The organism is Jeotgalibaca porci, assembly GCF_011299095.1.
GTDB lineage: Bacteria > Bacillota > Bacilli > Lactobacillales > Aerococcaceae > Jeotgalibaca > Jeotgalibaca porci.
In genome coordinates this window covers 580,376-601,246 of the sequence record NZ_CP049889.1, presented here as the reverse complement: position 1 = coordinate 601,246, position 20,871 = coordinate 580,376, and the positions used below count along the sequence as shown (strand labels likewise).

The window sequence follows — 20,871 nt, the reverse complement described above, 5'->3', positions numbered from 1 at the left end:
CTTTTCCTGTATGGTATTTAAAGGGGAGGTCACTTTCGTATCTTATTTTCTAATTGGTATTCATTAACCTAACAATGAACGAGGACTGAAATTAATGGACTACAAGATGGATTCGGGGTGGAAACTACACCCAATCGGAGGAGATACCGGTCATGCTTATATGGGCATTCGGGCTGAGGAGAAAGTGTTTTTAAAACGCAATTCCTCACCTTTTTTAGCCGCGCTTTCGGTTGAGGGTATTACGCCGCGTCTCATCTGGACGAAGCGAATCGGAAATGGCGATGTCTTGACGGCCCAAGAGTGGCTGAATGGTCGTGTTCTAACGAGGCAAGAAATGCATACGCAAGAGGTTACCGATTTGGTGCGCAAGATTCACCATTCGGAGCATCTCTTAGGAATGTTGCGGAAAGTGAAGGGTGAAGTATTTGATCCCGAAACATTTCTTGCAGAATATACAGCTGATTTGGATGAAAGTCTGGTGACAAATTCCTTCTTGGCGACGATTGTCAGCTATTTGGAATCAACGTTGTATTTGGTAAAAGGATCAGAATATACGGTGTGTCATGGTGACTTGAACCGGAAGAACTTTTTCTTGACCGAAAACAAACGATTGTACTTAGTGGATTGGGAAAGTGTAAAGATTGCTGATCCAATGGCGGACATTTCGCTTCTATTGATTCAATACGTTGCACCGGAAGCTTGGGACAATTGGTTGACCGAATACGGTATTGTCCGATCGGAAGCAATCGATGCCCGGCTGGAGTGGTATAGTCTGGTAAATCGTTTGATTTTAGCTAAACGTTTCCACGCAACAGGCGATTATTTTAAAATGAATCAGCAAATCCTAGGTATGAAAAAGACATATGAAAATAGAAATTATAAAAAATTATAATATCCTATTCCGCTAATTTGTCATGGGAGTAGGATTTTATTTTTGGGTAAAACAAGGAGGATATGAAAGAGCATGAGAGTAAGACATAAACCGTGGGCTGCTGAAAAATTGGCAGAGCATCCAGAATACGTTGTTACAGAGCTAATTTCACAAAAAGGGAAATGGCAAGAAAGTTTCAAAAATGAGGCACCGATTCACATTGAAGTAGGTTCCGGAAAAGGCCAATTCATCGTTGGTATGGCGGCACAAAATCCAGATATTAACTATATCGGAATCGAATTGCAAACAAGCGTAGCAGTTACAGCTTTGGATAAAATGTTGGAAGCACAATTGCCAAACGTGAAATTATTAAATACAGATGGTGGTTTGCTATCTGATTATTTCGAAGAAGGTGAAGTTGACCGTGTGTATTTGAACTTCTCAGATCCATGGCCAAAAGCTCGCCACGAAAAACGTCGCTTGACGTATAAATCATTCTTGGAAAATTACGAAACAATTATGAAACCAAATGGCGCTGTCCATTTCAAAACAGATAACATGGGACTTTTCGAATACTCATTAGGAAGTTTCTCGCAATACGGCATGATTATTGATCAAGTGTGGTTGGATCTACATGCTTCCGATTTCGAAGGCAACGTTCAAACTGAATACGAAGAGAAATTCGCTGCAAAAGGCCAACCGATTTACCGGGTCGAAGCGCATTTCTCAACAAAATAGATAGAAAAAATCGCAACGCAGAAAATTCTGCATTGCGATTTATTTTTTTGATAGAAAGTGCTGACTCAAACTGGCTTTCGCATTTGAGTAGTCGTTTTCGGTTAGAAACGCTGACTCAAACCGATTTTCGCATTTGAGTAGTCGTTTTCCGCGAGAAACGCTGACTCAAACCGATTTTTGCATTTGAGTAGTCGTTTTCGGTTAGAAACGCTGACTCAAACCGTTTTTCGCATTTGAGTAGTCGTTTTCGGTTAGAAACGCTGACTCAAACCGTTTTTCGCATTTGAGTCAGCACTTTTTGCTTCGTTGGAAATTTACAGCTTATAAATATCTAAGATTGTACCTGTATACGCGTCTGCGATGAATTCGTATTGAACGAGCTCGTCATTTTCTTTTCTCGAAATGCCACCATAGTAGACATCGGTTTCAGAAGAGAAGCGCGTTAGCGGTACGGGATGGAGTTCAATCCACGAGCCTTCAATTGGTCCGTCTGCTAAGAACATTTTTTTTACGTTATCAAGAATTTTATCGCCGTTTACTTTTTTTCTTCTGCCAGCGCAAAGAGCTACCAGAGATGCTCCAATGACAATTCCTGATGTCAGTAGGATACCGGCAAGGATTCTTTCTCTATTTGAGTCATAAAAGGTTTCTTCATCTTTAAATAACATCGTGATCCCTCCTGATTCTAAATGTGAAGATTCTAACGCTAGTATAGCATAAATGCGTATGAGGTGTTAATGATTTAAAAACCGTATTATTGCCGGTTTTCATAAGATTATGTATAATGAAAAGTAGAATTAACGGGAGGGTTGTCCAAGTGGAAGACAAAACATTTCAACTGATTAAGGACTTAACAGAAATTCAAGGTACGAGCGGAAATGAGCGTAACGTTCGTAATTATATGCGTGAAAAAATGACGCCATTTGTGGACCGTGTAGAAACAGACGGTTTGGGTGGTGTTTTCGGAATTCGTGAAAATGAAAACGCGGACGCACCTCGTATTATGGTTGCGGCACATATGGACGAAGTTGGCTTCATGGTCACGCTCATTACGGACAATGGTATGTTGAAAGTGACGCCACTAGGTGGTTGGAGCCCGTATGTTGTTTCAGCACAACGCTTCACACTGCAAACACGTAACCAAGATATACCAGTAATCTCTTCATCAATCCCGCCGCATTTGTTGCGTGGAGCAGCCAGCAGTACAGATTTAAAAGTAGATGAAATTCTATTCGATGCTGGGTTTGATTCGCTTGATGAAGCAATGGAATTTGGTGTGCGCCCGGGCGATACAATCGTACCGCAAGCTGAAACGATTTGGACTGCCAATAAAAAGAAAATTATTGCGAAAGCATGGGACAACCGTTACGGGAACGTTGTTGTGGTAGAAGCCTTAGAAGCTCTAAAAGATGAAAAATTACCAAACACCTTGATTGCGGGAGCAAACGTGCAAGAAGAAGTAGGGCTACGCGGGACACGCGGTTCAGTTAATAAATTTAATCCAGATTTATTCTTTGCCGTTGACTGTTCTCCTGCAAATGACTTGATGACTAAAAAGGGAACCTTTGGCCATTTGGGAGAAGGATTCTTGCTGCGTATTCAAGATCCTGGCATGATTACTTTGCGGGGAATGCGTGAGTTCTTGTTGGATACTGCAGAAACGCACAATATTCCGTATCAATATTTTGTATCAAAAGGTGGTACAGATGCTGGTGCAGCGCACACAATGAATCACGGTGTACCAAGTGCGGTAATCGGCGTTTCAGCACGTTATATTCATACACATCAATCCATGTTCCATATTGATGACTACGCTGCTGCTAAAGAGATGGTTATTCAAGTAGCGAAAACACTTGATAAGAGTACATACGAAACGATTATGGAAAGAAATTAGGAGGGCATTCAGATGGGAAATTTAACACTTGAAAAATTACAAGAACTGAAACAAGCAGAAAAAACAGTGTATTTATTTACAACGACATGGTGTGGTGACTGTCACTACATCAAACCGTTTATGCCTGAAATAGTTGAAAAGTTCGCAGATTTCACCTTTGTTGAAGTGGACCGCGATGAATTTATGCCGTTTGCGCAAGAGCACAGTGTCATGGGAATTCCAAGTTTCATTACGTACAATAAAGGTGAAGAAGTAAGCCGTTGGGTAAATGGCGATCGTAAAACACAAGAAGAAATCGAAGCGTATTTAGAAGAAACACGCGAAAAAATCTAAGGGAGCCTATTATTATGTGGTTAAGTTTTTATAACAAAGATGCAGTTGGCGATACATTATTATTAACAAAAGGTGACATTACGCGTTCTGAACTGGCAACAGAGTCAAAGGGAAATGTAACACGTATTTACCGTGAAGCGACTGGCGAAACAGTAAGTATGAATGTTTTTGAAATTTCTAAAACATTTACACCGGCTGGAAATGGGCAGGTTGTTTTGACAGATGAAGAATTGGAGCAATTGAATGCTTTGATTAAAACGGTTGGTTTCGAAGATGAAATTACTGTTGATTTGTCACCAAAATTTGTGGTGGGGTATGTTAAAGAGTGTGTACCGCACGAAGATTCAGACCATTTAAATATCACTCAAACAGAAGTGGATAATGGCGAAGTTCTGCAAATTGTTTGTGGCGCTAGCAATATTAAAAAAGGGCAAAAAGTTGTTGTAGCGAAACCGGGTGCAGTAATGCCAAGTGGTTTGATTATTTGGCCGGGTGAGTTACGCGGAGTAAAAAGTAACGGCATGATTTGTTCAGCTAAAGAATTGAACGTTGAGAATCCAACGGGCAAAAAAGGTATTTTGGTGCTGGATGCCGATACTGAAACAGGAAAAGCATTTTTTGAATAATAATACCGGAAGGAGTGCGTGCAATGATTAAGGGTAAAGGTACTTTCCCGAATTACTTATTAAATACATCAGCTCATGATGAAAAAGAAACGGAAAAAAGTGAACGCCAGTCCCAGCACACAACGTTTGTTGCGTCAGACATGCACGGTGCCACTCCTTCTGTTCCATTTTTAAGAGAACATAAACATTCTTTCCAACGCTATCAAAAGGAAAATCCTGAGGCGAAAATCCGGAAAGACTATATCTCTGAAGAGCGGAAGCGGCAACGCGAGGAAAACAGTGAGAAAGCTTCTCAAGTTTTTTCATTTTACAAGAGTCGACGCCCATTTCGCGCTTCTGAGATTCCTTCAATCTGGAATACTAATCCTCGTGATGAAAAAGGAAGCACAGATTATAGTAGAATCAAGGAGCAGCTGTATGTGAATGATGCAGACTTGATTTTAGTTGATTTGAACCCATCCACAGAAGTTGAAAAGAAGTCTGCAGTTAATAGAAAAGCAAACAAAGCTTTGCACCGCTCGCTAGGGTTAATTATGGAACAAGAGCAGGCTCATTCGTGGGCACAGAGAGAAGTTGTCCAGCAAACGCCCATCGTGAATGGTGTCAAATCTTTCTTTGATGAAATGAATGAAACGTAGATGCTTGTAATATACTCAATAAGTGTTATAATTTCGTGGGGATTTTTTTCATTGAGGTCGGTTATAGATTAGTGGAGGAAACAAATGAATAATCAAAATATCTATCATTTTGTCGGGATCAAAGGATCCGGCATGAGTGCACTCGCAATTATTTTGCACGGTAAAGGTTTAAATGTACAAGGTTCAGATGTAGAGACTTATTTCTTTACTCAAAAAGGGCTAGATGATTTAGGCATACCGATGTATCCATTTGCGAAAGAAAACATTAAACCAGGAATGGTTGTTATAGCAGGGAATGCCTTCCCAGATTCGCACGAAGAAATTGTGCGTGCGAAAGAGTTAGGCTTAGAGGTTGTCCGTTATCATGAATTTATTGGCAAGTTCATCCAAGATTTTACCAGTGTAGCGATTACAGGTTCACATGGTAAAACAAGTACGACAGGATTACTGTCACACGTACTGAGTGGGATTGAGCCAACCAGTTATTTAATTGGAGATGGAACAGGGTTTGGTCGTCAAGACGCAGATTTCTTTGTGTTGGAAGCGTGCGAATACCGTCGTCATTTCTTGGCATATTCTCCGGATTATGCGATTATTACCAATATTGATTTTGACCATCCAGACTACTACCAAGATATTAACGATGTGGTGAATGCTTTCGAGACATTTGCCGGGCAAGTATCAAAAGGGTTGATTGCGTGTGGCGATGATCCATACATGGACCGCATCAAGGTTGATGTTCCGATTTATTTATATGGAATGGAAGCTGAAAATGATGTTGTGGCGAGTAATATTGAAAAGACAACAGAAGGCAGTACGTTCGATGTAACGATTCGTGGTGAATTCTATGGTCGTTTTACAATCCCAACATTTGGAAATCACAATATTTTGAACTCATTGGCAGTCATTACCTTCACGCATTTGGAAGGTCTGTCGAAAGAAAAAGTTCAAGCACAATTAGATACGTTTGGTGGCGTGAAGCGTCGCTTTAGCGAGAAAATAGTAGAGGATATGATACTAATTGATGATTATGCTCACCATCCACAAGAAATTAAAGCAACATTGGATGCGGCACGTCAAAAATATCCTGAAAAAGAAATCATCGCTGTTTTCCAACCACATACATTTACACGCACAGTTGCTTTGTTGAGTGAATTTGCGGAAGCATTAAATGTTGCGGATGCTGTTTATTTATGTGACATTTTCGCATCAGCACGTGAGCAAAGTGGTACGGTCTCAATTCAAGACTTGGCAGATAAAGTTGAAAAAGGAGCAGAAGTGCTTCCACTCGAAAATCTGTCACCATTGTTGCAATACCGCAATGCAGTGATTCTATTCATGGGTGCCGGAGATGTTCAAAAATTCGGTATGGCGTATGAAGAGATATTGAATCACAGTATTAAACGTGTAAACTAATAAAGGCTAAATCAGAGGCTGTTCTCAGTAAAATGAGGCAGTCTTTTTTTGCGGGCGAAAGTGAGCAATGAATCGGTAATCATTCCCCATAATGCGGCGAAAGTGAGCAATGAACCAGTAATCATTCCCCAAAAACCCCAAATCGCTGCCTCACCTCATCCTCCAAACGACATTCATCGGATCTAATTGTTCCAGTTCCTTTGAAACCCTTGCGGGATTTGTTAAAATGGAAGTAATCTATTTGATACGGGAAGGTAGGATCGTATGGCATTGAAAGATATAAAACTAGGAAAAACGATTGATGAAATTCAAGAAGGGGATTCCTTAACGGTTACAGAGATTATTGAGACGCGCGACGTTCTGTTATATTTAGGATTAACAAACGATGATAACCCGCTTTACGTTCAGTACGACTATTCTCAAGAAACAACTTATCACAAGCCGCTTGTGCCAACGGTACTCCTTGTTGGAATTATTACGAGTAATATTTCCAAGCATTTACCAGGCCCTGGTTCGCATATAGTGGATCTATCCATTGACCTTATCGAACCGATTTATCACAACATCACGATTACCTTTGATTTCACAGTGAAGCGCTTGGACGAACGCCGCGAGCAAGTGACGATATTTGTCGAAGGAAACACTCTAGATGGCGAACGCCTGGTGGAAGCAGAATTGATTGTGGCGACTCCACAAAAGCTGCATTTCCCGGATGGGGATGAAGAATAAAAAAGTTAGGATGTAAATAAAATGGCAGATAAAAAGAAATTATTATTATTGGACGGAAGCAGTTTGGCATTCCGCTCCTTTTACGGCCTGTTGGATTTGAATCGATTCAAAAACCAAAATGGCCTTCATACAAATGCGCTTTACGCATTCAACCGCATTTTAACGCGCTTATTCGAAGTGGAGCAACCGACCCATATGTTGGTGGCTTTCGATGCTGGGAAAACGACATTCCGGACCGAGTACTTTAAAGAATACAAAGGCGGCCGTCAAACGATGCCTTCAGAGTTGGCAGAGCAATGGCCGTACTTCAGCGTCCTAATCGAAGCGATGGGTTCCAAAACGTACGAGCTTCCAAATTACGAAGCAGACGATATTATCGGAACATATGCCCGTATGGCTGAAGAGCAAGGGTTTGACGTCGTTATTATTACCGGCGATAAAGATTTAACGCAACTTGCGACTGACCAGACACGTGTAGATATTACCGTTAAAGGCGTTTCAGAATTGAAATCTTATACACCGGAATCGATTCGTGAGGAGATGGGAATCGAACCGCTCCAGATTATCGATATGAAAGGTCTAATGGGCGATTCTTCCGATAACTACCCAGGTGTAACCAAAGTCGGTGAGAAGACGGCTTTAAAATTGTTGAAAGAGTACGGCAGCATCGAAAATCTTTATGAACATGTCGATGAAATGAAAAAAAGTAAGATGAAAGAAAACCTCATCAACGACAAAGAATTAGCGTTTATGAGTAAAAAGTTAGCAACAATTGACTTGGCTACGCCGGTTAGCTATTCACTTGATGAACTCATTGTGACAGATGAAAACAAAGAAGAACTGGTTTCTTTCTATCGCGAAATGAACTTCAATACATTCTTACGCGATTTGGATCATACGGAAGAAGACGTTTCAGATTCTTTTGAGAAAATCACTTATACACATCTCGACGAAATTACCGAAGCACATTTCACTAATGATATGGCGCTTTATGTCGAAATGTTAGAGGATAACTACCACTATGGCACAATCGTTTCTGTAGCTTGGGGAGACGCGAACACGATTTATACAGCCTCTCCGGAAACGGTAAAAGCTAGCATTCCTTTCAAAGAGTGGGCAGCAAATGAAGAAATGAAAAAAGCCGTTTATGATGCCAAACGCACACAGGTTATCTTGCATTATGCAGGCATCACACTGAACGGGATTCATTTCGATACGCTCCTGGCTTCCTATATTATCAATACGAAAGACACGGGCCGCGACATTGCCGCAGTCGCACAGGAATACGGGTATACAGAAGTTTCTTATGACGAAACGGTTTATGGAAAAGGTGCGAAGCAAGCTGTTCCGGAAGATGCGGACATTGTGAACGAACACTTAGCACGTAAAATAAAAGCCATTCAAACACTTCGTCCTCAATTGGAAGCTGAATTCGAAAAGGATAACTTGACCGAATTATACTATGAAATAGAATTACCCTTAGCGCTTATTTTGGCAGAAATGGAAATGACTGGTATCACGGTTGAACCCGCACGTTTGGAGAAAATGAAAGTCGAATTTGCCGCGCGTTTGACAGAAATGGAAAAAGGCATCTACACCGAAGCAGGCGAAGAATTTAATGTGAATTCACCAAAACAACTGAGCATCATTTTATTTGAAAAAATGGGATTGCCCGTTATTAAGAAAACGAAAACAGGCTATTCAACGGCCGTTGACGTGTTAGAGAAATTGAGTGCGACCGCACCGATTGCCCAAATGATTTTGGATTACCGCCAACTTGCGAAGTTGCAATCCACATATGTGGAAGGATTGTTAAAATATATCAAACCTGAAACAGGGAAAATCCATACCATTTATACACAAACGCTGACACAAACGGGACGTTTAAGCTCTAACGAACCAAACTTACAAAACATTCCGGTTCGAATGGAAGAAGGGCGCAAGATTCGTCAAGCCTTTGTACCTTCGCATCCAGACTGGCAAATATTTGCATCGGATTATTCACAAATTGAATTGCGTGTCTTGGCGCATATTTCTGAAGATGCGCATATGAAGGAAGCTTTCATCGAAGAACAGGATATTCATACTTCAACAGCCATGCGTGTGTTTGGGATTGAAGATGAAGCAGAAGTGACGGGCAATGTGCGTCGCCAAGCGAAAGCTGTTAACTTTGGAATTGTTTATGGTATTTCTGACTACGGATTATCGCAAAACTTAGGTATTTCAAGACCCGAAGCCAAAACATTTATCGATACATATTTCGAAAAATATCCAGGTATCAAGCAGTTCATGACGGATATTGTGGAAGAAGCGAAAGAAAAAGGATTCGTTGAGACGCTATTCCACCGTCGCCGTTATTTACCGGATATCAACAGCAGTAACTTCAACTTGCGCTCTTTTGCTGAACGAACAGCGATCAACTCGCCGATTCAAGGAACAGCAGCTGATATCTTAAAGATTGCGATGATTCGCATGAATAAAGCGTTGAAAGAAAAAAATATGAAAACACGTATGCTTTTACAAGTGCATGATGAGTTGATTTTTGAGTGCCCGCCAGAAGAGATTGAAGTACTGGAGAAATTGGTGCCGGAAATCATGGAAAATGCTGTCAGCCTATCTGTACCTTTGTTAGTGGACAGTCATTACGGAAATAGTTGGTACGAAGCGAAGTAAGCAGGAAGACTGTGACACAGTCGTTTCTAAGGAGGATTTCAAATGAGAAAGGCTAACCCTTTTTACGGATGGATGATTGTTTTAGGAGCGATTGTGTTTTTAGCTCTTTCAGCACCAATTTCGGTTTCTCTAACCAGCTTATTTGCTACGGCGGTTACCGAAGATACAGGTATCTCGTTGAGTCAATTTACGTTATCAAATACCTTACTTCAAGGTGTGGGCATTTTATTGGCACCATTGGCTTCACGCTTATTGAGTACTAAATACTTTAAGAAAATCCACATCGCGATGACTGCTCTTTACGGGACAGCCATTGCGATGCTTGGCTTTGCCAATCATTTGTACGTTTTTTATTTGATCTCACTCGTTAAAGGAATAGCTTTCGTTTTTATTGGGATTATTCCTGTGGCAATGATGATTAGTAATTGGTTTGAATGGAAGCGCGGAAAAGCGATGAGTCTGGCGATGACCGGATTAAGTATGGGCGGAGTCATTTTTGGACCGCTTGTGTCGAAATGGTTATTATAATATGGCTGGCGCCAAACGTATATCATTTATGGCGTCATGCTGCTGGCGATTGGCCTGCTGATATCGCTGTTTATTTACCAACGTGTCCCTGAAGATAAAGGCTTAACCAAGTTGATTAGTAACCAAAGCGGTGAAACGCAAACCAAGATTCAGAATCGCCAGATATATTTAAGCGGTCAGGAATCTCTTGGGAAACCATTTTTCCTCATGCTACTTATTGGCATGCTGTTTGCGGGCTTGGTAAATGGCGGCGGACTGGGACAATTTCCACGTGCTTTCAGCCTCGCGCATGGCGCTGTATTTGGAGGATTATTGATTTCGATCTATTCACTCGTAGGAATCTTTGGGAAATTATTATTGGGATGGCTAAATGATACCTTTGGCATAAAAGTCGCGATTATTTACAGTGCCGGTACCTTATCCCTGGTTTTCTTTTTTATGCTCTTTTCAAATCAGTTGTGGGCCGCGTTTGTAGCTGCGATTCTGTATGGATCCGCAAATGCGATTGGGGCGGTTGTCGGCCCGCTATTGGTTGCCTCCTTGTATACCGTCGAAAATTACGGTGATGCTTACGGATCATCCAAAGTGTCCAGCAAACAGGGATGACATTCGGCTCTATTACCGTCGCAACGTTGTTTGATAGGACGGGCAGTTATCAGCCTGCTTGGCTGTTATTTTTAGTACTCGCAGCTGCTGTTTTAGTCTTGTGGTTGCCGGCCTTGAAGTTAAGTCAAAAATATCTGATTAAACAAAAAGAAAGGGAAGATGTACATGCCTGAATTACCAGAAGTAGAAACGGTTCGCAGAGGGCTCAATCAGCTCGTGGCGGGTGCGACCATCAAGAGTGTGGACGTATTCTGGAATCGGATGATTACACCGCCATTTTCCTCTGAACGTTTCCAAAATGAATTAGTCGGCGAACAAATTCATACAATTGAACGTCGGGGTAAGTACTTGATTTTTCTTTTAGATCATTGGGCGATGGTTTCCCATTTGCGAATGGAAGGGAAATTCACTGTTACAAAAACAGGTGAGCCTTATGAGAAACACACGCATGTCGTTTTTCATCTCAGTGATAATCGCGATTTGCGTTATTTGGATGTGCGTAAGTTCGGTCGTTTTTCGTTGATGCCGATTGATAAAAAGGAAAATTACGGTCCAATTCAAAAGTTAGGACCTGAACCAACAACGAGCCAATTTTCGCTCGAGAATTTCCAAGAAAAGTTATCCCGGACACAACGTGCAATTAAAGCGGTGATTCTGGATCAGCATATTGTGGCAGGTGTGGGGAATATTTATGCCGATGAATCTTTGTTCCGTGCGCAAATTAATCCCATGAAACCCGCGAATCAGTTAAATAAGGGGGAGACTGCGCGTCTGCGTGAAGCGATTATTACGGTTATTGCAAATGCAGTGGAAGCAGGCGGGACCACCATTCGGACGTATAAAAACACGCTGGGAGAAGCCGGGAAGTTTCAAGTTGCTCTCAATGTTTATGGCAAGACAAATGAAGACTGTCCACGCTGTGGCACCCCGATTGAAAAGACTAAAGTCGCACAACGGGGCACACATTACTGTCCTAAGTGCCAAGGGTCGATTGCACGCTATGAAAAGAAAGGACCGGCAGGATGACATATATTTTAGGATTAACAGGAGGTATCGCGACTGGGAAGTCAACCGTGTCAAGGTATTTTTCTGATAAAGGCTATGCGGTGGTGGATGCAGATGTAGTAGCACGTCGCGTGGTTGAACCAGGGACAGAAGGGTTGGCTAACATTGTCGCGCATTTTGGAACTGAAATTATCCAAAAAGACGGAACATTAAATCGTGAAAAGCTAGGCGCAATGATTTTTTCCGATGCTGAAAAACGTGAAACGCTAAATAACCTTTTAAGTGCTCAGATTAGACGGACGATTATGGCCGACACAGAAACGCTTGTAAATGCAAACCAACCGCTGATTGTATTGGATATTCCCTTACTGTATGAAGCAGGCTATGAAACCCACTGTGATGCCGTTATGGTTGTGTATACAACCGAAGCAGTGCAGCTGGAACGGTTAATGGCCCGCAACAATTTGACGGAAGAAGAGGCTTTGAATCGTATTGCCAGTCAAGAGCCGATTGAAACCAAGAAAGACCGCGCAGATATTGTCATAGACAACAACGGCCCCCTGAACCATACCTATGAACAAGTTGAAACATGGCTGAAAAACAACATAATATAGCGGTTATTATGGTATACTAGCTACAGAAAATGACTAGAAAGGGGTCTGGAAAGAATGCAATGTCCAAAATGTCAATATAATGGATCGCGAGTTGTGGACAGCCGCCCCGTCGAAGAAAATAACTCGATTCGCCGCCGTCGTGAGTGCGAATGTTGTCACCAACGCTTTACTACTTTTGAACGAATTGAACAGACACCGTTGCTCGTTGTGAAAAAGAACGGGACACGTGAAGAATTCAGCCGTGAAAAGTTATTGCGTGGTCTGATTCGCTCCAGTGAAAAGCGTCCGATTAAGTTGGAGCAGCTGGAAGAAGTTGTGAACCAGGTTGAACGGGAACTGCGTGCATCGGGTGAGAGCGAAATACCAAGTATGGCTATCGGTGAGTATGTGATGGAGCACTTGGCTAAAATTGATGATGTAGCGTATATTCGCTTTGCGAGTGTGTATCGTCAATTTTCTGATCGTGAAACATTCTTGGCGGAACTACAAAACCTTGAGAAAAAGAATCACCATGAGCTAGAGGGGCGGAACGAATGAATACACCTTGGAAAAATTTAAGTCCGAAAGACTCCTTTCGCACACAACAAACGTGCTTTATTTCCGATGTGGACCGTAAAGTCATCACCTACTTGTATCAACCTATTATCGGCTCACATGCGTTCAGTTTGTACATGACGCTATTGGGTGATTTTGAAATGACACCCCAACCAAAACTGCATTCTGAACTGCTAGCCACATTAAACGTCGGGATACCGGAGTTTTATCAGGCACGCATTCGTTTGGAAGGCATAGGCTTATTGAATACATACGTGAGAGAAACCGAGCAGATGAAAGAATACATCTACGAGCCGTTGATGCCTGTCACGAGCAAACAGTTTTTTGAAGAAGATTTGTTACGGATGCTGTTGCGGGAACACATTGGTGAAGGACGTTTGAGACGGCTGCAAGAGCAATACAGTTTTCCAAAAGCTGACTATAGTGACTTACAGAAGATTACGCAATCATTTGTAGGTGTTTATAATGTGGCGCGTACGATTGTCCCGTTGGAGCAAAGTTCATTGCTGGAATCACGCAAAGGTCAAGCACCGCAGATTGAAATATCTTCGTTTAACTTCAGCTACTTGAAGCAATTATTAAATAGTCAGTTTTTCCGTCCTGAAGCATTGACATCAGAACTTCGGAAGAAGATTGAAGTCCTTAATAAATTGTACGGCATTGAAGAAGAGGAGATGGCCGCATTATTGATGCGTGCATCAAATCTTGAGAATGGTGTTGTGGATACAAAGGAGCTCGAGAATTTGGCTGCCGACAGCACGACTCAAGGTATTTCTAAGAGTGTGATTCGTGACAAAGTGGAGCAAACGGCCGAGGCTTCTGCCGAGCAACAGGCGAACCGGGAAGCGGCTTTGAAAAAAGCCGGCTACACTGAGCAGGAAATACAATTGGTTTTACTAGCGGAAAAATTAACTCCGTATCAATTTATCGCGGATATTAAGGCGCAGAAAAAGGGACAGGTTACTTCAAATGAAAAAAATCTGCTGAACATTTTGTTGAGCCAATACGATTTGTCCTCGGGAGTTTTGAATATGCTGATTTATTACATGTTGGTAATTCAAGGTGAGCCGACGATGAATAAAGGTGTCGCAGAACGGATTGCCAACGACTGGACCCAATCCGAAATCTCCTTGCCCGAAGAAGCGATTAATAAAACGAAACAATTTATCGGACAAAAGCGCGCCACTGCTGAAAAGCGCAACGTCCGTCAATATGGTCGTAACGTTGTCCGTAAGGTGGAGAAATTACCGGAATGGGCAACGGAGAAACCGACGCAGACGAAAAGCGAACGTCTTCTTTCTGACGAAGAACAGAAACGATTTAATGAACGCCTGAAAAAATTCAGGAATGGTAGAAAGGCCGGAGATGACTAATGGATCACATTGGAAGAGGATTCCGTAAATTTATGAACCAACCAAATGTTTCCGAACAATATGAAAATATGATTCGCTCGGTCTTGGCTGATCCGGAAGTCCATACTTTTCTGGAAACAAATAAAAAAACAATTACGCAAGAAATGATTTCGAACAGCTACTCAAAGTTACATGAGTTCGTGCAAGAAAAGCGTAAGTTAACACGCGGCGAAATGGGGCAAAACCCCGGTTACCAACCGGAATTGGCGCTTAATGCCGGATATATTGATGTGGTGTATGTTCCCGATCAAGCCACGATTAAACGGGAACGTGAGAAAGAATTGCGTAGCCGCATCAATTCAATTAATATTTCCAAAGAAGCTCGAAAAGCAACAATGGAGCAATTCGTGCAAACGGAAGAGCGCTTGGATGTGCTGAGCGAAGCGTTCGATTTTATAGAAGCGTATGCCGATAGTCCAGGTAGCTTCCATCAGGGCTTGTATATCCACGGGCCATTTGGTGTTGGTAAAACGTATTTGTTGGGGGCAATTGCCTATGAGCTTTCTTTGAAAGGTCATGTTACAACTTTGATGCATTACCCGACATTTACGCAAGAAATGAAAGCTGCGATTTCAGACAACAGTGTGCCTGAAAAGTTGGACTTGATTAAAAAAAGTGCGATTTTAATGTTGGATGATATCGGTGCTGAAATTAACTCGACTTGGGTGCGTGATGAAATTCTGGGTGTGATCTTACAACACCGGATGCAAGAACATTTGCCGACATTTTTTACCTCAAATCTCACTTTTTCCGAGTTGGAACAACATTTGCGAATCGGAAATCGCGGTGACGATGAGCCGATTAAAGCCAAACGTTTAATGGAACGTGTGCGCTTTTTGGCGAAAGAAGTACAAATGACAGGGAAGAATCGCCGTCTAAAAGGTTAAGAGGCCCTTGCATTTCTTGCTTGTTCATGTTTTAATGAACTAGAAATTAAATGAAATCGTTGAGAAAGACAGACAACAGAAGATAACATTTTTAGAGAGAGATGGGTTGGTGGAACATCTCAATGGCCTTTTGTATGTACCCCTTTCGAGAGAAGAATTGAAACAAGTAGATTCTTCCGGTCCGCACCGTTAACGCGCTGAAGAGTTTTCGTTTCTGACGAGAACTGAATTTGGGTGGAACCACGTCAATTACACGTCCCATTTCCGGAAGAAATTCTGGGAATGGGACTTTTTTTATTTATTAAGAGAGTATGGAGGAATAAAAATGGCAGAAATTAAGATTACTTTCCCAGATGGCTCTATCAAGTCATTTGACAAGGGAATAACTGTTCAAGACGTTGCGAAAAGCATCAGCAACAGCTTGGCTAAAAAAGCACTAGCTGGGAAATTCAATGGTGAATTAGTTGATTTTACCCGTGAATTGGAAGAAGACGGAACATTGGAAATTGTAACGCCGGATCACGAAGATGCATTGGGTATTTTGCGTCACTCAAGCGCGCATTTATTAGCACATGCGATGACACGTTTATTCCCGGGTGTTCATTTCGGGGTAGGACCTGCGATTGAATCAGGCTTCTACTATGATACAGATATGGAAAACCAATTGACAGAAGAGCAATTGGCTGACGTTGAAGCGGAAATGACAAAAATTATCCGTGAGAACCATGCCATCGTCCGTCGTGTTGTTTCACGTTCTGAAGCATTGGAAATTTTCGCGAATGATCCTTATAAAGTGGAATTGATTACTGATTTACCAGAAGATGAAATTCTAACTGTTTACCAACAAGAAGATTTCACTGACTTGTGCCGTGGGATTCACGTGCCGTCTACAGGTAAAATTCAAGTGTTCAAATTATTGTCATTGGCTGGTGCATACTGGCGCGGAAATTCAGACAACAAAATGATGCAACGTGTATACGGAACGGCATTCTTTAACAAAAAAGATTTAGCCGAATTCCTAAAAATGCGTGAAGAAGCGAAACAGCGTGACCACCGTAAATTAGGGAAAGAATTAGACTTGTTTATGATTTCTCCTGAAGTTGGATCTGGTTTACCATTCTGGTTGCCAAAAGGTGCGACAATCCGTCGTACATTGGAACGTTACATTGTGGATAAAGAAGTAAGCTTGGGTTACCAACACGTTTACACGCCAATCATGGCAAACGTAGACTTGTACAAAACGTCCGGTCACTGGGATCACTACCATGAAGATATGTTCCCGCCAATGGATATGGGTGATGGCGAAATGTTGGTTCTACGTCCAATGAACTGCCCGCACCACATGATGATTTACAAAAATGAAGTTCACAGCTACCGTGAATTGCCAATCCGAATCGCGGAACTGGGTATGATGCACCGTTACGAAAAGAGTGGGGCATTATCTGGGTTACAACGTGTACGTGAAATGACATTGAACGATGCACACGTGTTTGTTCGCCCAGATCAAATCAAAGAAGAATTCAAACGTACTTTACAATTAGTACTAGATGTTTACGAAGACTTCAAGATTACCGATTACCGTTTCCGTTTAAGCTACCGCGACCCAGCTGACAAAGAGAAATACTTTGATGACGATGCAATGTGGGAAAAAGCAGAAGCAATGCTGAAAGAAGCAATGGATGAAATGGAATTGGACTACTTCGAAGCTGTCGGCGAGGCTGCTTTCTACGGTCCAAAACTGGACGTTCAATTCAAGACTGCAATTGGGGTAGAAGAAACAATGTCTACAATCCAATTAGACTTCTTGTTGCCAGAACGTTTCGACTTAACATACGTTGGTGAAGACGGTGAAAATAACCACCGTCCGGTTGTTATTCACCGTGGCGTTATTTCAACAATGGAACGTTTCGTAGCTTACTTGATTGAAGAATATAAAGGTGCGTTCCCAACTTGGTTGGCACCGGTTCAAGCAACAATCATCCCGGTAAGCGTGGAGCACCATGCAGACCGTGCTTACGAGTTGAAATCACAAATGGACCGCATGGGTATGCGCGTCGAAGTGGATGATCGCAACGAGAAAATGGGTTACAAAATCCGTGCTTCTCAAACGCAAAAAATTCCCTACCAAATCGTAATCGGAGACAAAGAAGTAGCCGAAAATACGTTGACTGTCCGTCGTTATGGTTCGAAGGAAATGAATACAATGGCTGCAGAAGAGTATCTGTCATCTGTTGATTTCGAAATTAAGAACTTTAAATAATGGAATGTACGAACCTCCTCGTGAGGTTCGTATTTTTTCGGGGTGAAATGGTCACTATAAGGCTTAAAAATGGTTTGAGAGAGCCATTTGAGGACTAAACTGCGCACTCAAACGCAAAAACGGATCTGAGTGCGCATTTTTAGGCATTACCTGCGCACTCAAACGTAAAAATGAATCTGAGTGCGCATTTTTAGGCATTACCTGCGCACTCAAACGTAAAAACGAATCTGAGTGCGCAGTTTTAAGCACTACCTGCGCACTCAAACGCAAAAACGAATCTGAGTGCGCAGTTTTAAGCACTACCTGCGCACTCAAACGCAAAAACGAATCTGAGTGCGCATTTTTAGGCATTACCTGCGCACTCAAACGCAAAAACGAATTTGAGTGCGCAGGCATCCAAAAGGAAACATTTCTATCCCATCCGAAATAGGTTTGTGTTACTATAACACCAACGTATTATTTGAAAGGGGAACAAGCATGTCACGCGATAAATTGATGAACCTACTTGAACAAAAGGAAGCAGATATGATTGCACTACGCCGTCATTTTCACGAAAATCCTGAAATTTCATTTGAAGAAAAAGAAACAGCCGACACGATTGCTGCCTTCTATGCAGGGAAGGACGTAGAAGTCAAACGCAATGTCGGAAATGGTTACGGTATCGTTGTAACCATTCAAGGGAATAAGCCGGGCAGAACGATCGCCTTGAGGGCGGATTTTGATGCCTTACCAATTAAGGAAGAGACTAATTTACCGTTTGCTTCTAAGAAGCCCGGTGTGATGCACGCATGTGGGCACGACGGACATACCGCATATTTGATGACCTTGGCAGATTGTTTCATCGAATTGAAAGATGAGTGGGCCGGTACCATTAAAATCGTCCACCAAAATGCTGAAGAAGTTGGACCGGGTGGTGCTAAATCGATAGTCGATTCCGGTGAACTGGACGACGTGGATGAAATTTACGGCATTCATTTTTATCCAAACATCGAAGTCGGGCACGTTGAGTACGCGAGTGGCTGGGCGTATGCCGGCTGTAGTGAGATTTCAGTTAAAATTCAAGGAAAAGGTGGACATGGTTCCATGCCGCATATGAGTAACGATGCGATTGTCGCTGCTTCTTCCTTTGTCATGAACTTACAGACGGTTGTTTCTCGCCGTATTAATCCCTTTGATATGGCGGTCGTAACGATTGGTTCCTTTGAAGGAGAAGGCGTCAGCAATGTTATCAAGGATAATCTGACACTTTACGGCGATGCGCGTTACATGGATATCGAAGTTGGGAAGAAGATTGAAGAAGAAGTCCGTAAATTAGCGCGTGGGTTGGAAGAAGGCTTCAGTGTGGAAACCGAAGTCACATTCGCCTGGGACTATCCGCCACTATACAACCACCCTGAACAGACCGAAGCAGCTGCGAAAGTAATGAATGAGCGTGGCGTAGGGACGTATCTGGAAAATGCTTCCTTAACACCGGCCTTTAACGGTGCCGAAGACTTCGGCCAATATCTATTGAAAATTCCTGGCGCATTCTTAAATATGGGTGCAAAACCAGAAACAGACACATACTTTATGAATCACCATCCGAAATTCGATATCAACGAAAAAGCATTACTAGTCGCAGCCAAAACGGTCGGCGACATCACTCTCAGCGCGTTGGGTAAATAAATTCAAAAAAATGTTTGACAATATGATAAATACATAGTAAGATATAACAGTTGAGAAAATACAAGCAGGAGCACCCGCTTCTCGCCTAAGTTGACAGTTGTCCTTGGGCCAGATATGTACAAGTTTGTCACAGTATTGGACTGTGTCATAATTGGGCGGGTATCGGAGATATCCGCTCTTTTTTCTGCGCTTTTCTCTCAAATATCATGGAGGTGAATGACCATAGCTAAAGATATGATGGTAAACGACGGAATCCGAGCACGCGAACTTCGTGTAATTGGAAGCGATGGTGAACAAATCGGAGTAAAAACGAAAGCAGAAGCATTGCAACTAGCTGAAGCCGCAAATTTGGATCTAGTAGTAGTATCGCCAAATGCAAAACCGCCTGTAGCCCGTATTATGGATCACGGGAAATACCGTTTCGATCAACAAAAACGCGAACGGGAAGCTCGTAAAAACCAAAAAGTGGTCAACATCAAAGAAGTGCGTCTAAGTCCGTCCATTGATGAGAATGATTTCCAAACGAAAATGCGTAATGCACGCAAATTCTTGGAAAAAGGCGACAAAGTGAAAGCATCTATTCGATTTAGAGGACGTGCAATCACACATAAAGAAATCGGACAAAAAGTCCTGGACCGCCTAGCATCTGAACTATCGGATGTATCCTCAGTTGAAAGCAAACCACGTATGGATGGTAGAAGTATGTTCTTGATGCTGGCTCCAACGCAAGAGAAGTAACAATTTTATTTTTTTAGGAGGAAGACTAATGCCAAAACAAAAGACACACCGCGGATCTGCTAAACGTTTCAAAAGAACTGGTAATGGTGGTTTGAAACGTTACAGTGCTTTCACAAGCCACAGATTCCACGGAAAAACTAAAAAACAAAGACGTCAATTGCGTCAGCCATCAATGGTACACGCATCTGATATGAAACGTATCAGCCAACAATTATCACAAATGAAATAATTAAACTACGAATACTAGTAGAGAACAAGATGTTCTCATAAGGAGGAATTACCATGCCACGTGTAAAAGGTGGAACAGTAACACGCCAACGCCGCAAGAAAGTTCTTAAACTGGCTAAAGGCTATTATGGTTCAAAACATACATTATTCAAAACAGCTAAACAACAAGTGATGAAATCTTATATGTACGCATATAGAGACCGTCGTCAAACTAAACGTAACTTCCGTCGTCTATGGATTACGCGTATCAACGCAGCAGCTCGCATGAACGGTTTGAGCTACAGCCAAATGATGCACGGTTTGAAACTTGCTGGAGTGGAAATGAACCGTAAAATGCTTGCAGAATTAGCAGTTAACGATGCAGCAGCTTTCACAGCAGTTGCAGAACAAGCTAAAACAGCATTAAACAAATAATTAAACGAAAAAAAGTTATCTCTTTATGAGGTAACTTTTTT

Annotated in this window: 21 protein-coding genes, 1 pseudogene and 2 other annotated features; of the genes and pseudogenes, 21 read left to right on the top strand and 1 reads right to left on the bottom strand. The window is 42.1% G+C overall.

All coding sequences use genetic code 11. The annotated features are described in order from the left end of the window. Positions 1–94: 94 nt before the first annotated feature. Both G7058_RS03125 and trmB read left to right on the top strand, forming a co-directional pair. Complete coding sequence (locus G7058_RS03125; RefSeq protein ID WP_166062190.1) at positions 95–892, top strand: phosphotransferase family protein; 798 nt, start codon at positions 95–97, stop codon at positions 890–892. Positions 893–964: 72 nt separating this feature from the next. Beyond that, complete coding sequence (trmB, locus tag G7058_RS03120; protein ID WP_166062189.1) at positions 965–1,609, top strand: tRNA (guanosine(46)-N7)-methyltransferase TrmB; 645 nt, start codon at positions 965–967, stop codon at positions 1,607–1,609. A 314-nt stretch (positions 1,610–1,923) separates the two neighbouring features. Here the strand turns inward: trmB and G7058_RS03115 are convergent, their stop codons facing one another. After that, positions 1,924–2,277, bottom strand: a complete 354-nt coding sequence (locus tag G7058_RS03115) for a PepSY domain-containing protein (RefSeq protein WP_166062188.1) — start codon at positions 2,275–2,277, stop codon at positions 1,924–1,926. Positions 2,278–2,426: 149 nt separating this feature from the next. On the opposite strand from G7058_RS03115, the gene pepA reads away from it, so the two are divergent. The 19 genes and pseudogenes from pepA (at position 2,427) to rplT (ending at position 20,830) form a co-directional block, all read left to right on the top strand. Next, positions 2,427–3,503: a glutamyl aminopeptidase gene (gene pepA, locus G7058_RS03110; RefSeq protein WP_227004483.1), complete on the top strand. Its 1,077-nt coding sequence runs from the start codon at positions 2,427–2,429 to the stop codon at positions 3,501–3,503. A gap of 12 nt (positions 3,504–3,515) precedes the next feature. After that, entirely contained in the window at positions 3,516–3,836 is a 321-nt protein-coding gene (locus G7058_RS03105) for a thioredoxin family protein (RefSeq protein WP_166062186.1), read from the top strand. A 14-nt stretch (positions 3,837–3,850) separates the two neighbouring features. Next, on the top strand, positions 3,851–4,462 hold the full coding sequence (gene ytpR, locus G7058_RS03100; RefSeq protein ID WP_166062185.1) for a YtpR family tRNA-binding protein: 612 nt from the start codon (positions 3,851–3,853) through the stop codon (positions 4,460–4,462). A 23-nt stretch (positions 4,463–4,485) separates the two neighbouring features. Beyond that, on the top strand, positions 4,486–5,100 hold the full coding sequence (locus tag G7058_RS03095; protein ID WP_166062184.1) for a hypothetical protein: 615 nt from the start codon (positions 4,486–4,488) through the stop codon (positions 5,098–5,100). 84 nt (positions 5,101–5,184) lie between these two features. Beyond that, positions 5,185–6,516, top strand: a complete 1,332-nt coding sequence (gene murC / locus G7058_RS03090) for a UDP-N-acetylmuramate--L-alanine ligase (RefSeq protein WP_166062183.1) — start codon at positions 5,185–5,187, stop codon at positions 6,514–6,516. 264 nt (positions 6,517–6,780) lie between these two features. Then, entirely contained in the window at positions 6,781–7,245 is a 465-nt protein-coding gene (locus G7058_RS03085; protein WP_166062182.1) for a hotdog family protein, read from the top strand. Positions 7,246–7,266: 21 nt separating this feature from the next. After that, positions 7,267–9,918, top strand: a complete 2,652-nt coding sequence (gene polA / locus G7058_RS03080; protein ID WP_166062181.1) for a DNA polymerase I — start codon at positions 7,267–7,269, stop codon at positions 9,916–9,918. A gap of 42 nt (positions 9,919–9,960) precedes the next feature. Next, a pseudogene (locus tag G7058_RS11860) lies at positions 9,961–11,052 on the top strand (MFS transporter). Then, positions 11,049–11,225 (top strand): hypothetical protein, encoded by a 177-nt coding sequence (locus G7058_RS03065; RefSeq protein WP_166062178.1) that lies wholly within the window; start codon positions 11,049–11,051, stop codon positions 11,223–11,225. Before G7058_RS11860 ends, G7058_RS03065 begins: the two are co-directional and overlap by 4 nt. Beyond that, positions 11,218–12,078, top strand: a complete 861-nt coding sequence (mutM, locus tag G7058_RS03060; protein ID WP_166062177.1) for a DNA-formamidopyrimidine glycosylase — start codon at positions 11,218–11,220, stop codon at positions 12,076–12,078. The genes G7058_RS03065 and mutM overlap by 8 nt, the downstream gene beginning before the upstream one ends. After that, the gene (coaE, locus tag G7058_RS03055) at positions 12,075–12,671 is read left to right on the top strand and encodes a dephospho-CoA kinase (RefSeq protein ID WP_166062176.1); all 597 of its coding nucleotides are present in this window, start codon (positions 12,075–12,077) and stop codon (positions 12,669–12,671) included. Before mutM ends, coaE begins: the two co-directional genes overlap by 4 nt. Positions 12,672–12,725: 54 nt before the next feature. After that, complete coding sequence (gene nrdR / locus G7058_RS03050; protein ID WP_166062175.1) at positions 12,726–13,208, top strand: transcriptional regulator NrdR; 483 nt, start codon at positions 12,726–12,728, stop codon at positions 13,206–13,208. Next, on the top strand, positions 13,205–14,599 hold the full coding sequence (locus G7058_RS03045) for a replication initiation and membrane attachment family protein (RefSeq protein ID WP_166062174.1): 1,395 nt from the start codon (positions 13,205–13,207) through the stop codon (positions 14,597–14,599). The genes nrdR and G7058_RS03045 overlap by 4 nt, the downstream gene beginning before the upstream one ends. Continuing rightward, the gene (dnaI, locus tag G7058_RS03040) at positions 14,599–15,525 is read left to right on the top strand and encodes a primosomal protein DnaI (protein ID WP_166062173.1); all 927 of its coding nucleotides are present in this window, start codon (positions 14,599–14,601) and stop codon (positions 15,523–15,525) included. Before G7058_RS03045 ends, dnaI begins: the two co-directional genes overlap by 1 nt. 50 nt (positions 15,526–15,575) lie before the next feature. Then, positions 15,576–15,789 (top strand) — a binding site (T-box leader). 61 nt (positions 15,790–15,850) lie between these two features. After that, positions 15,851–17,785, top strand: a complete 1,935-nt coding sequence (gene thrS, locus G7058_RS03035; RefSeq protein ID WP_166062171.1) for a threonine--tRNA ligase — start codon at positions 15,851–15,853, stop codon at positions 17,783–17,785. A gap of 477 nt (positions 17,786–18,262) precedes the next feature. Further along, positions 18,263–19,450, top strand: a complete 1,188-nt coding sequence (locus G7058_RS03030) for an amidohydrolase (protein ID WP_166062170.1) — start codon at positions 18,263–18,265, stop codon at positions 19,448–19,450. Positions 19,451–19,506: 56 nt separating this feature from the next. Then, positions 19,507–19,640: a sequence feature (ribosomal protein L20 leader region), on the top strand. Between the two features lie 26 nt (positions 19,641–19,666). Further along, complete coding sequence (gene infC, locus G7058_RS03025; RefSeq protein ID WP_166062169.1) at positions 19,667–20,188, top strand: translation initiation factor IF-3; 522 nt, start codon at positions 19,667–19,669, stop codon at positions 20,186–20,188. A 28-nt stretch (positions 20,189–20,216) separates the two neighbouring features. Further along, positions 20,217–20,417 (top strand): 50S ribosomal protein L35, encoded by a 201-nt coding sequence (rpmI, locus tag G7058_RS03020; RefSeq protein ID WP_166062168.1) that lies wholly within the window; start codon positions 20,217–20,219, stop codon positions 20,415–20,417. 53 nt (positions 20,418–20,470) lie between these two features. Further along, positions 20,471–20,830, top strand: coding sequence for a 50S ribosomal protein L20 (gene rplT / locus G7058_RS03015; RefSeq protein WP_166062167.1), 360 nt, complete (start codon positions 20,471–20,473; stop codon positions 20,828–20,830). The last annotated feature ends 41 nt before the right edge of the window (positions 20,831–20,871 follow it).